The organism is Mesorhizobium sp. M0077 (assembly GCF_040322955.1).
Classification (GTDB): Bacteria; Pseudomonadota; Alphaproteobacteria; order Rhizobiales; family Rhizobiaceae; genus Mesorhizobium.
On the sequence record NZ_JAMYUL010000001.1, the window covers coordinates 421,452 to 438,242 of the forward strand.

The following is a 16,791-nucleotide window of genomic DNA, read 5'->3' on the forward strand; positions in this document are numbered from 1 at the left end:
CATCTGAAAGTCATTCCATGCAAGCCAAGCGCAACGGCGACATATCGTTCTGGTATGCGGATCTGGGGGCGGTTCCCGTTCCGCGCCCGTCCTTGCCTGGAAACATCGAGGCCGATGTCGCCATTGTCGGCGCCGGCTATACCGGCCTGTGGACCGCCTACTATCTGAAAAAGGCGAAGCCATCGCTGCGCGTCGTGATCGTCGAGCGCGAATTTGCCGGCTTCGGCGCTTCGGGGCGCAATGGCGGCTGGCTGTCGGGCGGCTTCAGCTGGTCGCGCGAAAAATATCTCAAGACATCGAGCCGCCAAGGCGTGATGGCGATGCAGGCGGCGATGGCAGGCTGCGTTGATGAAGTGATCCGGGTCGCGACCGAGGAAGGCATCGACGCCGACATTCGCCGCGTCGACAATCTGACGGTGGCCACCAACGCAGCGCAGTTGGAGCGCGTGCGCGAAGAATGCGAGACGATCCGTTCCTGGGATGTCGACCCGAACCGCGTCGAGATGCTGGACGCCGCCTCAACGCGCACGCGCATCAACATCCGTAACGTCATGGGCGGCTTCGTCGTCCATGGCCAGGCGCGGGTGCAGCCGGCCAAGCTGGTGCGCGGGCTTGCCGATGCCGTCAAGCGGCTGGGCGTGCCGATCTATGAGAAGACGACGGTGACAAGCATCGCCAAGGGCAGCGTGACGACAGACCGCGGTACGGTGCAGGCGGAGACGATCATCCGCGCGACCGAGGGTTTTACATCAGGCATCCCCGGCGAGGAGCGGACCTGGCTGGCGCTCAACAGCGCGCAGATCGTGACTGAGCCGCTGCCTGCCGACCTGTGGCGCGACATCGGTTGGGAAGGGCACGAACTGCTCGGCAATGCGGCGCATGCCTATTGCTATGCCCAGCGCACGCGTGAGGGACGCATCACGATGGGCGGACGCGGCGTGCCTTATCGCTACGGCTCGCGCACCGACGTCAACGGCCAGACGCAGCAGGCCACGATCGACCAGCTGCACACGATCCTGACGACGCTCTTGCCGCAGACCAAGGGATGCCGCATCGATCACGCCTGGTGCGGCGTGCTCGGCGTGCCGCGCGACTGGTGCACCACGGTCGGCCTCGATCCCGCGACCCGCATCGGCTGGGCCGGCGGCTATGTCGGCCTCGGCGTGTCCAGCTCCAACCTTTCGGGGCGCACGCTGGCTGACCTTGTTCTCGGGGCAAACACCGAGCTGACGAAGCTGCCCTGGGTCAACCGCAAGGTCAGGCCATGGGAACCGGAGCCCTTCCGCTGGCTGGGCGTGCATTCGATGTACCAGCTTTATCGCATTGCCGATGGCCGCGAGGCGGCAGGGCTTGCGCGCACCTCGAAGCTGGCCGCGTTGGCCGACAGCATCACCGGCCACTAAAGCCATTTGTTCTCACGCAATTCCGGGGCAGACACCTTTCCTGGAATTGCTCTTATCCATGGAGCTAGACTTGATCGATCTTTCGACCTTCCACGATCTCGCCAAGGCCGAGATCGGCGCGTTCTCTCCTAAGCCAACCTCGATTGAAGGGGATCAGGTCGAGGCCGTGCGCTCGTTCTTTCAATCGCCGGACGGGACTGTCGATGTCGGCATCTGGGAATGCACGCCCGGCCGCTTCACCGCCGATCGTTCGGACTCGTCGGAGATCTGCCACATCATTTCGGGGCGCGTGGAACTGAGCCGCATCGGTGGCGAGGTGCGGGAACTCGGTCCGGGCGATCTCCTCGTCCTGCCGCAGGGCTGGAAGGGCGAGTGGCTGATACGCGAGACCACGCGCAAGCTCTACATGATCCAGAGCGCCGGCTGACCGGCGCTACGGCTATGGCGAGCTCAGTGATCGATCGGCCCCTTCGGCGAGACCAGCGCGGTGCCGGCGGTCGTCGGGCGCTCGATCAGGCGGCGCACGCGCGGCGGTTCGTCGCCGCTGTGCAGCGCCCGCACCCGCTCGCCGACGACGCCGTCGGCATGGGTGGCGCGCCGGTTGTGGCGGATGTATTCCAGCCAGGTCGGCGTGTGGTAGTGCTCGATCCAGACTGCGGGATTTTCTAAGTCCCGAGCCAGCGTCCAGTTGCGGGCGCCGTCGCGGCGGCGGATGCGCCCGCGCTCGGCCATGGTGGCGAGGAATTCGGGCACATCTTCGTCGCGGATAATGTACTCTATCATGATGGCGATGGGGCCGCTGCGCGGCTTCAGGTCGAGGCCGAGATGCGGCTCCTTGAAGCGGTTGAGCGGGTCGAGGTTGAGAGTCGTCTGCTGCGGCAGCGGCAGGAACAGGCCGATCGCGCCACCAACAAGCATCGCGATGGCCGCCGCAATCAGCGCGGTTTCGGCGCCATGCGCATCGGCAACGACGCCCCAGATCCAGCTGCCCAGCGCAATGCCGCCGAAGGTCGCCGTCTGGTAAACCGACAGCACCCGGCCGACGACCCAGCGCGGCGTCGACATCTGCACCGTGACGTTGAAATGCGACAGCGCGATCACCCAGCAGGCGCCGCCGATGAGCAGACCCGCCGCGGTCTGCCAAGCATTGAGGCTGATGGCGGCGTTGAAGGCGCAGACGGCAAAGCCGGCGAAGGCCATGCGCACCATCGTCTCGCTGGACAGCAATTGTCTGAGACGCACGCTGATCAGCGCGCCGCCGACGGCGCCGATGCCGAAGGCGCCTAGCATGATGCCGTAGGTCAAGGCATCGCCCTTGACGACGTCGCGCGCCACCAGCGGCAGCAGCGCCAAAACCGCGCCGGCACTGAAGCCGAAGGCGGAGCCCCTGACCAGCACCTTGCCGATGTTGGGCGACATGGCGACATAGCGCAGGCCGGCGCCCATGGCGGCGCCCAGCGTCTCGCGCGGCAGCGTCGAAACCGGCAGTTCCGGCTTCCAGCGGAAGAGCACGATGATGAGACCTATATAGCTCAGCGCATTGGCGGCGAAGGCAGCAGCCGCACCAGCGGCGGCAACGATGATGCCGCCGATCGCCGGGCCGACGCTGCGCGTCAGGTTGAAGCCCAGCGAATTCAGCGCAACCGCCGCCGGCAGCTTGTTGCGTGGCACCATGTCGCCGACCGATGCCTGCCAGGACGGGTTGTTGAGCGCGGTGCCGCTGTCGATCAGGAAGGTGAAGGCAAGCAGCGTCCACGGCGTCATCCAGCCGTTCCAGGTGAACAGCGTTAGAAGTGCAGAGACGACCAGCATGAAGATTTGGGCGATCAGCATCACCTTGCGCCGGTTGAAGCTGTCGGCGATGGCGCCGGCGACGAGTGCAAACAGCATGATCGGCAGAGTGGCCGAGGCCTGGACCAGCGCCACCTGATAGGGCGACGTGGCGATGGTGGTCATCATCCAGGCGGCGCCGACGCCCTGGATCAGGCCACCGAAATTCGACACCAGGCTGGCCGACCAGACGGCGCGGAAGATGCCGTGCCGGAACGGCGCCAGCGCCGAAACGCGTTCGCTGTCCGGCTCGTCATCGATCATCAGACCTGTCCCACCTTAACGTGCTGGTTTCGTCCGCCGGGACGACAATCATGGCATCCGTTTGAAATAGAGCACGACATCCAAAAGGGCGAACGCGTCTTCGAAAAAGATCATGGTCCAACAACAGGATAGCAAGGCGAAAATACGTCAGCCGGGAAGGGTTCGCTACCCAGAGCGATGTTCTCATTGGTCCACTGCGCGGGGCTGTCGGCCGCGCGCGAAGTCAGCTTCTGTCCCGGGCAGCGGTATGCAAGGCTTCGGTCAGCGTGCCTGTCGTCTCGCCGCCGGCGTGAAGGCGCAGGAAAAGCTCCATGCCGACAAGCCGCAGCCTGGACGGTTGCTCGCGCCGCGCCAACTGGACCATGTCCTCCAAATTCGCGGCGGGCCATTTCAAGGCATCGCGCAGGAAACCGCCGCGTAGCAAAGTCTCCGTGCCGGCCGAAAATTGCGACGACATCTCGAAGCCGATCTTGCGCGCCTGGACGTTCTGGCGCGGAATATGCTTTTCAGCGACCTTTCGCAAAAGCCATTTTCCTGTTTTGTCGCGGTATTTCTGCCGCCTCGGCAAATGGATGGCGAAGTCGATCAGGCGGTTTTCCAGGAACGGGACCCGCAGTTCCACGGACGCCGCCATGCTCAGCCGGTCGTGCCGGTGCAGGATGTCCTGCAGATGCGAATAGAGGTCGTAGAGGCAACTACCGAGAAAGGCGCGATCCGCGGGCGGCATAACCGGCTCCAGGCGGTCGAAGATCTCGGTTTGCAGAAAATTCAGCTCCGGCGACAAAGCACGCAGGACCATGCTGCGATCCATTTGTGAGTGGCTTCCAGCCGAGACCTTGTAGGGGGCATTACGCTGTTGCTCGAATCTCCGGTCGAGCGAGCGCTTCGAATGGACCAGGCGCCGGGGCCACGACCAGGAACGCCACTTCTTCATGCTCAAGGCCTGCAAGGGGTAGCCGCCAAACAATTCGTCTGCGCCTTCGCCGGTGAGCAGCACCTTGACGCCATCGGCCCGGCATCGTTCGGCAAGCGCCAGCAGTGCGACATGGCTGGCGTGCCAGCCATCGCTTTCAAGATGCCAGATTACCCTTGGCCAAAGTTCGAAAAACCGGTTCCTGTCGACCGGCACCCGGCGCAAGGGCACGCCGACATGGCGGCCGGTGCGTTCGGCGTCTTCGGCCTCGCTGTTGCCGAGCTGCGGGTCGACGACATAACCGTGGACTTCCGGCCTGAACCGCTTTGCCAGCGCCGTTATCAGGCCGGAATCGACACCGCTGCTGCAGGCGGTGGCAACGCTGGTATCGGCGATGCAGTGAAGTCCGACGCTGTCCTTGAGCAACGCCTCGAGCGTCGCCATGTGTTCAGCATCAGCGGATGCATCGCCGGTAATGCGCGCGGTCTCCAGCACGTCCAGCACATGCCAGAAGCGGCGCTTCTCGATAACGCCATCGGTGATCTTCCACAGGCCGGCGGGCGGCAGGCGCTCGATGCGGTCGAACAGGCTGTAGCTGGAATCGCGGCTCTGCCAGGCAAGCCGCAAGGTGATCTCGCGGCTGTCGATGTCGCGCGGAAAACCGTCGCAGGCGAGGATCGCCTTGTCCTCCGAGGCGAACAGGATTCGCTCCGGCGTGTCGGCCACCGACATCGGCTTGATTCCAAGACGGTCACGCGCAAGCCACAGCGCACTGCTGCGAGCGTCGAAATAGGCGAAGGAAAACATCCCGTCGAACAGCGGCACGGCTTTTTCGGGACCCCAGTGATGCAAGGCTTCGAGAACCACTTCGGCATCGCAGATGGTTCGAAAGACGACGCCTTGCGCCTGCAGCGTTTCGCGCAACGAGCGGTAATTGTAGACCTCGCCATTGTAGACGAGAACGCCATCGCCGGAAGAAGTCAGCATCGGCTCACGGGCGGCGGGCGAGGGATCGATGATGGTCAGTCGGCGGTGACCGAGGGCCAGCCGATTGTTGTGCCAGCTGTCATGATCGTCGGGGCCGCGATGTACCAGCGCCTGCATCATGCTGGCGACATCCGACAGGTCGTTGGCGTCGATCGGGTTTCGTTTGCGCCAGACGCCGGCTATTCCGCACATGGCCTGCCGGTGAGTTCTGCCTGAGTCATGGCCTGCAATCTAGCCGGAACACAGCCGCCTGCAAGCGCTGCCTAGAACCCGTTTTCAATGCGCTCGAAAATGACGTTGGTGAAGGCCGAGATCTGGCTGCCGATGAACGGACCGGTCAGCGCCACGACCAGCATGATGGCGACGATCTTGGGTACGAAGGTCAGGGTGATTTCCTGGATCTGGGTCAGGGCCTGGATCAGGGCAATGCCGATGCCGACCACCATGGCGACCAGCACCACCGGCGCGGAAGCAACAAGCACCGTCCATACCGCGTACTGGACGATGTCGAGTGCGTCGGCCTCGTTCATGTGAGCGCGCCTCTATGGAACTGTCTAGCTGGCCGGCTTTATCGAAACGCCCGCGCCGACCGGCACTTCGGTGCCGTTCTGCAACACGGCGATCACGCCGTTGCTTGCAAGCTTGACCGAGGCCACGACGCCGGTCGTCTTGCCGTCGGCCGAGGTGATCGAGCGGCCGATCAAGGCATCGGCCTGCGACAGCGCCGAGGACTGCATGATCTGGTCGAGCTTGGTGTTGGTCTGCACCGATTGCTCTACCTGCGAGAAGGTGGCGAGCTGGGCGACATACTGCGTCGAATCCATCGGTTTCGTCGGATCCTGGTTCTTCATCTCGGCGATCAACAGCTTCAGGAACGACTGGTAGTCGACCGCTGTCTTCGACGTCTGCTGGGTGCCCTGGTTGGCGCCCGTGGGGATCGTCGTCGTCATGTCCACATTCATCAGTATTGTGCTCCCACGGCCAGCGGGCGCTTCGCACCCTGAACATCGTCATTGCCGCCAAGTGCGCGGCGTTCGAGCGGATAAAGCGCACGGATAGCCTTCAGCGCTTCATAGATATGGTCTTCGCCGACCATGCGGTCGATCTGCTTCAGCGCGCCACTGATCTGCTCATCCTCGAAGCTTGCCAAAAGCAAGGGCAGCGAGCGGCGGAACATGGCGCGCGCCTCGATGGCGCCGGCCGGGTTCATCAGCATCACCTGCAGGATGAAATAGAGCTGCTTGAGCGGCGTCAAGGCATCGTCGGCCTGGATGACATGGTTCTCGAGCAGGAACTGTACGTCGTTCATCAGCTCGACGGTGACCTTGCGGTCGACGCGGATGACGGCGCCGTTGATGTAGATCTTCTCGTTCGGCTTCAGCGATATCTTCAGCGTGTTGGTCATTGAATGCCGTCCCGGATGATCTGGGACACTTCGATCAGCCCTTCGAAATTGTCGGTGCGGCCCTGGCGGATGTCCTCGGCCTCGCGCAGCAGCCACAGGCCGATGGAGATGAGGTTGGCGCGCAGTTCCTTGGGCAGGACATTGTCGCTGGAACCGAGATCCTCGACGAAGGTGGTCCAGACCCGGTTGGTGAAGTGCAGCGCTTCGACCGCCTCCATCGAGGTGTGGCCGACCGCCGCCGCCGCCGCCAGCATTTCGATCGAGCGGGTCAAAAGCTGCCGCTCGCGATCTTTCGCATCGGCAACGGAGTCGGTCTGGATGTCGGCGTAGGAGAATTGGTACATCGTTTGGCTCTACCGTTGCGGTTGAGATTGTCAGGTCAGGTAGTTCAGCAGGCTCATCTGCTGCAGGCGCGCGGTCAGCGCGAAGGACGTCTCGATATGCTGCGTCAGATCCGCGACGCGGGTGGCTGCCTCGGCGGGGTCGACGCCTTCCAGATCAAGGATATGGCGCTCGAACAGGTCGACCTGCGTCTTCATGCGGTCGCTGGCGTCGGAGACCCGCTTCTCGGCAAGGCCGGTCTCGGCCTGCAGTTGCCCTAGCCCGCCCAGCGCCTCGCCGACCATCGCCTGGGCGCGGCCGACAACGGTGGTCTTCGCCGCCTGGCTGATATTGCCGGACAGCAGGCCGGTGATCAGGGCGGAAGCCATGGCGAGCTTGCGGATGCTGTCGTCATTGGCGCTGGCCGAGGTTTGGGTGGTTTCGCCCAGCGAAATGCGGCTGACGATCTGCTGGTCGGTGGCGTTCGACCAGTTGGCCTGCCAGCCGGAGCCCATGAACTGCGGCAAGACATTGCTGGTGATGAAGCCGTCCATCTGGGCGGCGGTGATGTTGGCAGCGAGCGGATCGGCCTGCGTGAAGCCGAAATACGACGAGAAGGAAGCGTCGAACGCCGCCTTGGCCGGCGAGCCCGCGGCGGTGAAATCGTCGATCGGCTTGACGTCGGTGTTGGTGCCGGCAAACAGATATTCGCCGTTGACGCTGGCGTTGAGGATAGAGGTCATCTGCTGCACGGCGGCCTTGCCGGCTTGCTGCGTGATGGTGCTCGAGGAATTGCCGGCGGCGGTCAGCGCGGTCAGCAAATTCTGCGCAGTGTCGGAAAGCTGGCCAAGCGCAGCCTGCGTCGAGGACAGCCGCGCGGTGACCAGCGAATTGGAATCGATGATGACGTTCAACCGGTCGAGGTCGCGCGAGAAGGTGACCGCCTGCGAGGTGCGCGCGCCGAGCGCCAGACCGACATCGGCGACGGTGCCGGTCGTCGATTCCTTGGTGGCTTTGACCAGTTCGGCCTGCATGCGCATCTGCTGATAGCGCGCGGCGTTGGAGAGGGCGGCTGATGAGACGGATGTGGCTTTCATGGCTTATCCTACGGCATCGAGCAGGGCCGACAGCATGTCGTCGACGGTTTTCATCATGCGCGCCGAGGCCTGATAGGTGTGTTCGAGGTCGAGCAGCAGCGACATCTCCTGGTCGACATTGACGCCGGTGTCGTTGGACAGCGCCTCGGCGGTGCGCGATGCCAGCGCTTCCTTGGCGTCGGCGTTGCTCGAGGCCTGCTGGCGCTGGCCTTCGAACCAGCCAATGGCATTGGCGGCGTAGTCGGACACGCTGGACGTGACGGTGATGCCGGCCGCAGCGTCGAAAGGCATCGGCTTGTCGAGCTTGTCGCCATAGCCGATCAAGAGCTGCGAATAGGAGGCGTTGCCGGCAGTGTTGGCGATATAGGCCGCACCATTGGCGCCGCCGTCGCGCAGCAGCACCGGATTGCCGCCGACGCTCGAGTCCATTGCGGCGTTGACCTTGATCGAGCCGGCAAGCCCGTCGATCAGCGTGCCGGCGGCCGGAATGGCGGGCGCACCCGACCAGGTGAACAGGCCGGTTCGGTCGGGCTGCGAAGGTGCTGTTTCGGCAAAGGCGGTGATGAGGCCGCGCGCCACTTCGTCGAGCTGGCTCTGCATCGTCGCCGCGACGCCGTCGCGCAAGGTGATGAGCCCGGCGAGCTTGCCGTCGGCGCTGGTGTTGCCGCCAGCCCCGGCGCTGACCGGCACATTGTCGATGTAGATGGTGTTGCCTGGTGTGCCGGCCGTGTACCCCGCCGACGGGGTGAAACTTACCGAGCGCGGAATGGTCTCGAACAGTGTCGTGCCATCCTTGGTGGTGATGACCATGTCGTTGTCGCCACGCGTGAAGGTCGACACCGGCACATAGTCCGCGATCTTCTTCAGCAAAGCGTCGCGCTGGTCGAGCGCGTCGGATGCGTCGGTACCCGAACGGGTTGCGGAGATGACCGCCTTGTTGGCGTCCTGGAACTGACTAAGCAGCGAGTTGAGATCGTTAACCGCCGTTGATATCTCGCCATCGGCCTGGGTGCGGAAATCCTGGATCGCGTTGGTGCCGTCGTTCAGAGCGCGCACCACCTGCTGGGCCGCGTCGATGACGCTGGAGCCGAGGTTCTGGTTGGATGGCGTAGCGGCGTAAAGCTGCAGCGCGTTCTGCAGCTTGCCGATCGCGGTCGAGGCAGAGGAGGCGTTGTCGACGCCGTTGACGGCAACGGCGAGGCGGTCAATTCCGCTGTAAAGCGTGCTCTGGCCGCTCCATGCCGATTGCGCGCTAAGGTTCTGGCGAAACAGCAGGGCGTTGGTGGCGCGCTGGATCTCGACCGAGCGGGCGCCGGGCGCGCTGCTGACGACGACCGCCGTGCGGCGGGCATAGTCGGGGTTGCTGGCGTCGGCAATATTGCGGGAAAGGACGCTGGTCTGCTTCGATGTGGTCTGAAGCGACTGTTGGGCTATGGTCAATGCGGAAGTCAGCGACATGCGGGTCTTTCACGAGGCCAGTGGGGAGGGGATGACGTCTCTGCCCTGTCGGCGGCGTCGGCGTTCGGAAACCTGCAATTCCAGACCACCCCGGCCGGTTTGCCGGTGTGGCCTTGAATTCGAAATCCGCGCACCGCGCTGCTCTGGTTTGGGTTCATTCCCCTGGCGCCCGTCGTTTATCTCTTCAGGTTGACAAGGACATCCATGAGGTCGGAACCGGTCTGGAACACTTTCGAGTTAGCGGTGTAGCTGCGCTGCGCCGCGATCATGTTGGTCAATTCCTCGGCGATATCGACGTTGGAATTTTCCAACGCGCCGGAGATGATGCTGCCGAGCTTGCCTTCATTGGCGAAGCCGATGCGCACGGTGCCGGAGTCGGTGGACTGCGCATAGACATTGCCAGGCAGTGCGGTGAGGTTGTCGGCGCTCTGGACGTCGGCCAGTGGGATCTTGAACAGCGGCTTGGTCGAGCCGTCCTGATACTGGGCGTAAATGACTCCGTCCTCGCCGATCTGGATCTTTTCGATCGTGCTGGGCGCGTTGCCGTTGACCTTGGCTTCGGAGACCGTGAAGCCGGTGCCGAGCTGAGTCAGCTTGGACAAATCGAGGTCGAGCGACGCACCGCCCGGTACGGGGATGGTAATCGAATCGACGGCGCCGGTGAGTTTGCCGGTGGTGGTGTCGAAGGTCAGGTTGGCCGTGGCCAGCGCGCCGCCCGTATAGGGAAAGGATGTGCCCGGCGTCGCCTGGGACTGGTCGAACACAGAGACCGACCAGGTGCCGTTCCCGGTGTTGGTGAAATAGAGGTCGAGCAGCTTCTTGTTGCCGAGATTGTCGTAGGTGACCATCGAGGATTTCGACGTGTATTCCGCCGTCGGGCTGTTGGTGGACGGCAGCGGACCGGCGGGCGGCGTGGCGCCGGCCGGCAGATTGGCGTTGAAGTTGCCCGCGGTGCTGGGCGTCGCGGTCATTTCCTGGTCGGAGATCTGGACCGGCACCAGCCCTTCGAAACCGTTGGCGGTGGCAGCCGGTGTGCCGTTGGCGTAGCTGTAGGCCATCAGCTGGTAGCCGGCGGCGTTGACCAGTCTGCCCTGAGCGTCGGGAACGAATGCGCCGGCGCGGGTGAGGAAAGGCGTTCCGCTGGGGTCCTGGACGACGAAGAAACCGTTGCCGTTGACCGCAAGGTCGGAAACCGAGGTCGTGTACTGCAGCACGCCCTGGGCGCTGATGGCCGAGCGGATGGTGGTGTTGACGCCGCCGGAATTATAGGCGCCGCCGACCTGCGGCATGATCAGCGTCGAAAACTCGGCCGAGGATCGCTTGTAGCCGGTGGTGTCGGAATTGGCGATGTTGTCGGCTGTGGCCGAAAGGCGGTTGGCCTGCGCGTTCATGCCGGAAACGCCGGTCCGCATCATTCCGTAAAGGCTCATCGAACGTCTCCTCAATGCCCAACATCGTTGGGCCCATCTGTGGTCGCGAGGATATAATTTCTGTCTTGCGCGAGGCTGGCGCAGACCGCCATCAGAACACCAGCCGGTAGCCAAGGAAGCGCTTGGAATCTATCGGGTCCTGGCCGAGCTTTTCGCGCAGCTTCTTGCGCAATTTGGAGATGTGGCTCTCGACGACGTTCTCCTCGACCTCTTCGTCGAAGATGCCGTAGATGGCGTTGAAGACCTGGGTCTTGGTGACGCGGCGTCCGCGGTTGCTCGCCAGATATTCGAGGATGCGGCGTTCGCGGCGCGGCAGAGGCAACGGCTGGCCATCGATCTCGGGATCGCGGCCGTCCATGAAGATGCGCATGGCGCCGATCTCGGTATAGCTGACGTCCTCATGGGCGCGGCGGCGGATGGCGGTGATGCGGGCCAGGATCTCCCGGATATGGACCGGCTTGCGGATGACGTCGTCGACACCGCTCTCGAACAGCCGCAGCGTATTTTCAAGCGAGTGCTGTTCGCTGAGCGCGATAACCGGAGCGCCGGTGCGGTCGCGGATCTGGCGTGGCGAGATGGCGCCTTCGCGGCAGTCGCCGATGAGGAAGGCTCGGACCGATCGCAAATCCGTGTCGGCGGCCGATGTCACCCACTCGCCGAATTCACCGGACGCGAAGCCTGCACAGGCGACGCCCTCACGATCGAAAAGTGAATTATAGCCTTCAGTTACGAGCTCACGCTCGTCAACGATTACAATCATCGGCCCCGCCTCCGAATCAGATCATCTGCCCCGTGGGAAGAGCCGTAACCGGTGCCGGGAATCCTGAACAACCATCATTTCTTGTAGCTATTTTCTTGGGAGTTATTTCGAGTTTCGAAATAACCGCAATCAGGAGGTTGTATCGTTGGTTGCCGAACGGGTGACGTGGCACGTCACCCGCCGGGCGTGGATTTGCAGCCGTTCGCAAGAGATGATTCACCTAATGGTTGCAGAAGTTGCGGGCGTTCGGGGTCCATTTGCCGAAGCCGGTGGCGACCATATTGGCGATGACGCGGCAGACATAGAATTTCTGCGCGGGATCATTGTCGGGGCCGGCGTGGTAGCGGGCGACGGCCATCGACCAGCTGACATGACGCGCATGCAGGCTGGCCAGGAAGCGCGCGGCATAGTCGACATTCTGGCGCGGGTCCAGCATGTCGTCGACGCTGCGGAAATGCGCGGCGTGATAGTGATGGTTGATCTGCATGCAGCCGAGATCGATGAGTGTCTTGCCCTCGCGCCGGGCTGCTTCGAAGGCGGCCAGGGCCTCGGTGCGGTTCCTTGGAAATACCGCTTTCCCCTCTATATTCAACGCATTAGGCTGCAGGCTTCCCTTCTTGCCGGTCTCGGTCAGTCCGACCGCATAGAGGATGCCGGCCGGCACGCCATAGCGATCGGCGGCACGCAAGATCTCGGGCTCGCAAGGGTTGGTGGCGGCGGTGGCCGGCTTGGTGGCGAGGCTAGATAAACATATCGTCGCCAGCACGCTCGCGAGCAGGCGCGCCAGCGCGGCCGAATTCCTGGGCATCGTCATTGCGGTTTCTTCCCGACTGGTGGCCGCCCGAACCCGTATTGTTGCCGCTCGAGTTTCCGGGCTGAAAAGCGGACTGGTCGCGGCCTTGCGGCATTGGCTGCGAGTTCGCTGCATCGCTGCGGGCCGCTGCGTGGATCGCTATCGAGGGTTGCAGGATGGTGACCTTGTCGACATCGAAGCCGAGCCCGCGCAACGACTTCACGATGGCGTCGCTGTCGGTGGCGAGACGGCGGTAAGCCTCATGGGTTTCGGGCTTCAATTCTATCGAAAGTTGTTCTCCGGAAAGCCTCAGACTGGCGGTTACCATGCCGAGCTCTGCCGGGTGAAGCTCGATCTTCAATATATGTGTCGGAACGGCAACAGAACCGGCCGTCTGGGCGGTCGTCGACGGCGTCGAAACCGCTTGCCGCAGGCCGTTGTCCGAAGCCAGCGCGTCGATAAGCGCCGAAGTCGTCTGGTTCATCGGGCTTTGCGCCGGGGCCGGGAAACTCTGCTCGGCGACAATGTCGACGCGCGCAGCGAATGGCGGCTGTTTTCCCTGTGTGGACGATGCCGCGGAATGGGCTCCATCGACGGACTTCGCCGACGGCGCGGACCGTTTTGCCTCGGGTGCCGAAACGTCGCTTGCCGTCTGGTCCGCCGGTAGAGGAGGCGTCGGACCATCCTGGTGCGGCAGTTTGCCGGACTGGAGCCCGATCGCGGGCAGCTTTTGCCCCTGATCCTGTGCGGAAACGCTGGTACCGGGCTTGGCCCGTTCCGATCGCGTCGTCGTGTCGAGTCTGTTGTCAATGCCGGACGCTGCGCGGTGTTTCTTCTGAGGCGACGTCTGTGCAGAAATGGCCTCGCCAGCGGGCGCCGGTTGCCCAGCCTGTCCATTCGTCGCGATGCCGTTCCCGCTTGTCCGGACCGTTGAGAAATGCCTGATATCGTGCAGCGCCAGCACCAGTGGCAAATGATCCTGCAGCGATCCTGCATCCGCGTCTCGTCCGGCCACCTCAGCGTCCTTGGATGGTTTGTCCGGGCCACTATCGGCATGTTCTTTTGCGGCCTTGCCGGCAGCGGATTTCGTCCCCGTTTTGCCAGACTGGGTGTGTGGGATTTCGCTTTTGCCGGGACCGGCAGGGCTGCGTTTGGCCCAATGCGGCTCGTGCGATGCGGCCTCAATTGCTCCCTGCCCTATCGGTGTCGGCGCATCGTCGTCGCCGCGCACCATGTCGCCGAAACTTTTGTCGCCGCCCTTGGCGTTTGAGGCCGACTGCTTCGATCCGGCGTGCGCGGGAGCCGGCAGGGCCTGGCCAACATTGGTGGTCATTTCGGGGCTGCTCCAAGCATCTGGTCGATCAAATCGAGCTGGCGACGCGTCCTCGCCATGGCGGCGTCGGTGGGATCGGCTGGCTCTACGGCGGCGGGGGCCGGCGCCGATGCCGGCACGACCGGAGCCGCATCGCTGGCGGAGGCGACTGCAGGCGTTTCCGCCGCCTTTGCCTCTGGCGTGCTTGGTGCCTGCGCGGCCGGTTCACTTGCCGCCTTCGGTCGGTCGGTTGCTGCCGGTTCACTCGATGTTGTGACGGCTGGCTGTTCCGGCATCGCGCCTTCGACCGGCGGCAGCTCTGGCTCGTCGGGTTTTTCCACTGCCGCGGTCTTGACCGGCTCCTGCCTGGCCGCGGCAGGTGCGGGCTTTTCGGCAGGCAACGGCGCCGGCGGGGCGATGACTTCATCGGCCACGGCCTGCGCGGCATCGAGCAGGTCGCGGTCGCTTTGCGAAAGCTGGTTGCGATCGATCTTGTCCAGCTTGGCGCGGACCTCGCCGATGGTGCCGGACGTCACCGTGGACAGGCTGGAATAGAGCTGGGCGCGCGGATCGTCCTGATTGTGGATGCCGTCGCGGCCCCGTTCAGCCCTGGCCGAGGCGAAGGCGGAGAGATCGGCAAAGCCGTCGATCGCGGCGCGGCGGGCGATGCGCAGATAGATCACCTTCTCGCGCTCGGGATCCATCATTGCGGTGATGTCGGCGAGCTTGTCCTGGCTGATTGCCATGTGCAGCGTGATGACGCCGGAGACGAATGCGTCGGCGAACTGGCTGGCATAGGGCGAATAGAGGTAGTCTTCGACATACTGGGTTGAGGCAAGCGCGAAACGCGCACCGTCGCCTTGCGCGGCGGCGATGCCGACCGAGCGGCGCAGCGCTGCTTCCTCGACCAGCGTGCCGGGGCTGAGCAGGCGAGCATCGTCGAGCAGCGCAAGCGCGCTGACCGGTTGCTTGGTGGCGAGAAGCGAGCCCTTGACCAGCGCCAGAAAGGCACCGAGATCGGGGGGCAGGGTCATCGGATCGATCGGCTTCAGCGCCTCGATCGCAGCCGCCGGCCGGCCGTTCAGATAATCGACAATGCCCTTGGCGATGGTCAGGCTTTGCGGGTCGGTCTTGGCGCGCGACACCGCCGCCTCGACGGTGACGGGGTTGCCGCCACTCATGCCATAGACCAGCAAGGCACGAAAATTCTTCGGGTCGCTGAAATCATCTGCGTCCGCCGCGCGCAGCCTTGTGTCGGCCATTTCGAGCAGCTTGGCCTGCATCGGCAGCGCGGCGTGATCGCCGGCGGCGATGCGGTCCTGCACAAGCTGCAGCGAGCGCACCAGCTGATAGGGCTGCAAGCCGTCCTCGGCGAAGGCCGATGGCGGATGGACAGCGCTCAGCAGCAGCAGCCCGACGGCGCGGCCGATGATGGCGGCGCGCCTCATCCGTCGGTCGCCATCAGGATTTCGATGCGGCGGTTCGCGGCCGCCATCGGGTCGGCTGCAATTTTCGGCTCGCGATCGGCGAAGCCGGCGACCTCGGTGATGCGGCGCTCGTCGACGCCGCCGCGCACCAGCATGTAGTAGGCGGAATGGGCGCGCGCCGTGGACAGCCGCCAATTGTCGTAAGTGTCGCTGCGGAACGGCCGCGCATCGGTGTGGCCGTTGATGCTGATCGTGCCTTTCTGCTCGTTGACGATGCGGCCGATCTTTTCCATCGCCAGCACCAGTTCACGCCTAGGCACCGCCGATCCGATCTCGAACATGCCGAAATCGAACTGGTCCGTGATCGAAATGACGACACCCTTGTCGGTAGCTTCGACGGAGACGCCATCGTGCAATTTGTCGCCTGGCTTGAAGGCCTCGGCCAGTTCCTGCTTGACCTGCGCCGCGGCTTTAACAGTGGCGGCCGTCGGCGCCTTTTCCGCGGCTTCGGGTTTGGGTGCGGGTTGTGCTTCGGCGGCTTCGGCCTTTGCAATCTGGGCCTTCGCTGCTTCAGCCTTGGCCTCTGCTTTGGCCTCTGCCTTGGCTTCAGCCTTGGTCAGTGGCTTATCGGAAACGGATTTCGCCAGCGGCTCGAGCGGCGCCGCGGTCACTGGCGGCGCGGCCGGCACGGCCTTCACTTCCGCCACTTGCGTCTGTGCCGCCTTGGCACCCGGCTTCAGCGGATCGCCTTCGATCTTGGTGCGTTCGGCGGTGGCTTCGGCGCCTGGTGCAGCCACCTGCTGCGACCAGAAATCCGGCGCGAACGGGTCGCGGTAGGATTGGCCGCCGGATGCGCCGGTAGCCGGGCCGGACGCCTGCGCGCCGCCATCGCCCTTCTCGCTGACATTTTGCATGACGCCGGTGTCGGTGGCGATTTCCGACAGCACCGCATAGGGATCGGCAAACAGATGCTCGTCGGAAAGATCGGTCTTCGGCGCCGATTCCTTCGATTGCTTCTTGTCGGAAGTACCGGCGCCGCCGATGCCGTCCTGTCCGGCCTTGCTGGTCTTGTCCCGCGGGTCGTCGGCCGTCAGCCCGACCTTGCTCGGACCATCGCCGAGGTCTTCAAGGCCCTTGCGGCTGGCGTTGCGATCGACCAGCTTGACCGGGTTGAAATAGCTGGCAACGGCGGCCTTGGTCTGCTCGTTGGCGGCGTTGATCAGCCACATGACGAGGAAGAAGCACATCATGGCAGTCATGAAATCGGCAAAAGCAATCTTCCAGACGCCGCCGTGGTGGGCGTCGTCGTGGTCGTCGTGATTGCGCCGCACGATGATGATCTCGTGCCTCGGCTCAGCGGCGTCGGCAACGCTCATGACGTCCACTCGTTC

16 protein-coding genes are annotated in these 16,791 nt (G+C 63.9%); 2 read left to right on the plus strand and 14 right to left on the minus strand.

Features of this window, described 5'->3' with window-relative positions:
• Nucleotides 1-17 precede the first annotated feature (17 nt).
• Both NKJ57_RS02050 and NKJ57_RS02055 read left to right on the plus strand, forming a co-directional pair.
• Nucleotides 18-1,403 carry an NAD(P)/FAD-dependent oxidoreductase gene (locus NKJ57_RS02050; RefSeq protein WP_352510401.1) on the plus strand — a complete coding sequence of 462 codons (1,386 nt, stop codon included), beginning with the start codon at nt 18-20 and terminating at the stop codon, nt 1,401-1,403.
• Between the two features lie 58 nt (nt 1,404-1,461).
• On the plus strand, nt 1,462-1,830 hold the full coding sequence (locus NKJ57_RS02055) for a cupin domain-containing protein (RefSeq protein WP_352510402.1): 369 nt from the start codon (nt 1,462-1,464) through the stop codon (nt 1,828-1,830).
• A gap of 23 nt (nt 1,831-1,853) precedes the next feature.
• Here NKJ57_RS02055 and NKJ57_RS02060 read toward each other — a convergent pair whose 3' ends face one another.
• The 14 genes from NKJ57_RS02060 to NKJ57_RS02125 form a co-directional block, all read right to left on the minus strand.
• A complete protein-coding gene (locus tag NKJ57_RS02060) occupies nt 1,854-3,497 on the minus strand; it encodes an MFS transporter (protein ID WP_023804741.1) in 1,644 nt (547 codons plus the stop codon).
• 223 nt (nt 3,498-3,720) lie between these two features.
• Nucleotides 3,721-5,589: an asparagine synthase (glutamine-hydrolyzing) gene (gene asnB, locus NKJ57_RS02065; protein ID WP_352510403.1), complete on the minus strand. Its 1,869-nt coding sequence runs from the start codon at nt 5,587-5,589 to the stop codon at nt 3,721-3,723.
• Nucleotides 5,590-5,660: 71 nt separating this feature from the next.
• A complete protein-coding gene (gene fliQ / locus NKJ57_RS02070) occupies nt 5,661-5,927 on the minus strand; it encodes a flagellar biosynthesis protein FliQ (protein ID WP_023671896.1) in 267 nt (88 codons plus the stop codon).
• Between the two features lie 24 nt (nt 5,928-5,951).
• A complete protein-coding gene (flgD, locus tag NKJ57_RS02075; protein WP_023671895.1) occupies nt 5,952-6,359 on the minus strand; it encodes a flagellar hook assembly protein FlgD in 408 nt (135 codons plus the stop codon).
• On the minus strand, nt 6,359-6,802 hold the full coding sequence (gene flbT, locus NKJ57_RS02080) for a flagellar biosynthesis repressor FlbT (RefSeq protein WP_023671894.1): 444 nt from the start codon (nt 6,800-6,802) through the stop codon (nt 6,359-6,361). Before flbT ends, flgD begins: the two co-directional genes overlap by 1 nt.
• Nucleotides 6,799-7,146 carry a flagellar biosynthesis regulator FlaF gene (flaF, locus tag NKJ57_RS02085; protein WP_023671893.1) on the minus strand — a complete coding sequence of 116 codons (348 nt, stop codon included), beginning with the start codon at nt 7,144-7,146 and terminating at the stop codon, nt 6,799-6,801. The genes flbT and flaF overlap by 4 nt, the downstream gene beginning before the upstream one ends.
• Before the next feature lie 30 nt (nt 7,147-7,176).
• The gene (locus tag NKJ57_RS02090; RefSeq protein ID WP_023671892.1) at nt 7,177-8,220 is read right to left on the minus strand and encodes a flagellar hook-associated family protein; all 1,044 of its coding nucleotides are present in this window, start codon (nt 8,218-8,220) and stop codon (nt 7,177-7,179) included.
• Between the two features lie 3 nt (nt 8,221-8,223).
• Nucleotides 8,224-9,678, minus strand: coding sequence for a flagellar hook-associated protein FlgK (gene flgK, locus NKJ57_RS02095; protein ID WP_023686357.1), 1,455 nt, complete (start codon nt 9,676-9,678; stop codon nt 8,224-8,226).
• 176 nt (nt 9,679-9,854) lie between these two features.
• Entirely contained in the window at nt 9,855-11,108 is a 1,254-nt protein-coding gene (locus tag NKJ57_RS02100; RefSeq protein ID WP_352510405.1) for a flagellar hook protein FlgE, read from the minus strand.
• A 91-nt stretch (nt 11,109-11,199) separates the two neighbouring features.
• Nucleotides 11,200-11,868 (minus strand): response regulator transcription factor, encoded by a 669-nt coding sequence (locus NKJ57_RS02105; RefSeq protein ID WP_023683295.1) that lies wholly within the window; start codon nt 11,866-11,868, stop codon nt 11,200-11,202.
• Between the two features lie 220 nt (nt 11,869-12,088).
• On the minus strand, nt 12,089-12,676 hold the full coding sequence (locus NKJ57_RS02110; RefSeq protein ID WP_373432824.1) for a transglycosylase SLT domain-containing protein: 588 nt from the start codon (nt 12,674-12,676) through the stop codon (nt 12,089-12,091).
• Nucleotides 12,609-13,994, minus strand: a complete 1,386-nt coding sequence (fliK, locus tag NKJ57_RS02115) for a flagellar hook-length control protein FliK (RefSeq protein WP_352510407.1) — start codon at nt 13,992-13,994, stop codon at nt 12,609-12,611. Before fliK ends, NKJ57_RS02110 begins: the two co-directional genes overlap by 68 nt.
• Nucleotides 13,991-15,421, minus strand: coding sequence for a MotC family chemotaxis protein (locus NKJ57_RS02120; protein WP_352510408.1), 1,431 nt, complete (start codon nt 15,419-15,421; stop codon nt 13,991-13,993). Before NKJ57_RS02120 ends, fliK begins: the two co-directional genes overlap by 4 nt.
• Nucleotides 15,418-16,776, minus strand: a complete 1,359-nt coding sequence (locus NKJ57_RS02125) for a MotB family protein (RefSeq protein ID WP_352510409.1) — start codon at nt 16,774-16,776, stop codon at nt 15,418-15,420. Before NKJ57_RS02125 ends, NKJ57_RS02120 begins: the two co-directional genes overlap by 4 nt.
• Between the last annotated feature and the right edge of the window lie 15 nt (nt 16,777-16,791).

Excerpts from the sequence above, each read along its gene's own strand:
- NKJ57_RS02090 (WP_023671892.1), bottom strand. The coding sequence starts at position 8,220 with ATGAAAGCCACATCCGTCTCATCAGCCGCCCTCTCCAACGCCGCGCGC.
- NKJ57_RS02050 (WP_352510401.1), top strand. The coding sequence starts at position 18 with ATGCAAGCCAAGCGCAACGGCGACATATCGTTCTGGTATGCGGATCTG.
- flbT (WP_023671894.1), bottom strand. The coding sequence starts at position 6,802 with ATGACCAACACGCTGAAGATATCGCTGAAGCCGAACGAGAAGATCTAC.
- NKJ57_RS02110 (WP_373432824.1), bottom strand. The coding sequence starts at position 12,676 with ATGCCCAGGAATTCGGCCGCGCTGGCGCGCCTGCTCGCGAGCGTGCTG.
- NKJ57_RS02055 (WP_352510402.1), top strand. The coding sequence starts at position 1,462 with ATGGAGCTAGACTTGATCGATCTTTCGACCTTCCACGATCTCGCCAAG.
- fliQ (WP_023671896.1), bottom strand. The coding sequence starts at position 5,927 with ATGAACGAGGCCGACGCACTCGACATCGTCCAGTACGCGGTATGGACG.
- fliK (WP_352510407.1), bottom strand. The coding sequence starts at position 13,994 with ATGACCACCAATGTTGGCCAGGCCCTGCCGGCTCCCGCGCACGCCGGA.
- NKJ57_RS02120 (WP_352510408.1), bottom strand. The coding sequence starts at position 15,421 with ATGAGGCGCGCCGCCATCATCGGCCGCGCCGTCGGGCTGCTGCTGCTG.
- NKJ57_RS02105 (WP_023683295.1), bottom strand. The coding sequence starts at position 11,868 with ATGATTGTAATCGTTGACGAGCGTGAGCTCGTAACTGAAGGCTATAAT.
- flgK (WP_023686357.1), bottom strand. The coding sequence starts at position 9,678 with ATGTCGCTGACTTCCGCATTGACCATAGCCCAACAGTCGCTTCAGACC.
- asnB (WP_352510403.1), bottom strand. The coding sequence starts at position 5,589 with ATGTGCGGAATAGCCGGCGTCTGGCGCAAACGAAACCCGATCGACGCC.
- NKJ57_RS02060 (WP_023804741.1), bottom strand. The coding sequence starts at position 3,497 with ATGATCGATGACGAGCCGGACAGCGAACGCGTTTCGGCGCTGGCGCCG.
- flgD (WP_023671895.1), bottom strand. The coding sequence starts at position 6,359 with ATGAATGTGGACATGACGACGACGATCCCCACGGGCGCCAACCAGGGC.
- flaF (WP_023671893.1), bottom strand. The coding sequence starts at position 7,146 with ATGTACCAATTCTCCTACGCCGACATCCAGACCGACTCCGTTGCCGAT.
- NKJ57_RS02125 (WP_352510409.1), bottom strand. The coding sequence starts at position 16,776 with ATGAGCGTTGCCGACGCCGCTGAGCCGAGGCACGAGATCATCATCGTG.
- NKJ57_RS02100 (WP_352510405.1), bottom strand. The coding sequence starts at position 11,108 with ATGAGCCTTTACGGAATGATGCGGACCGGCGTTTCCGGCATGAACGCG.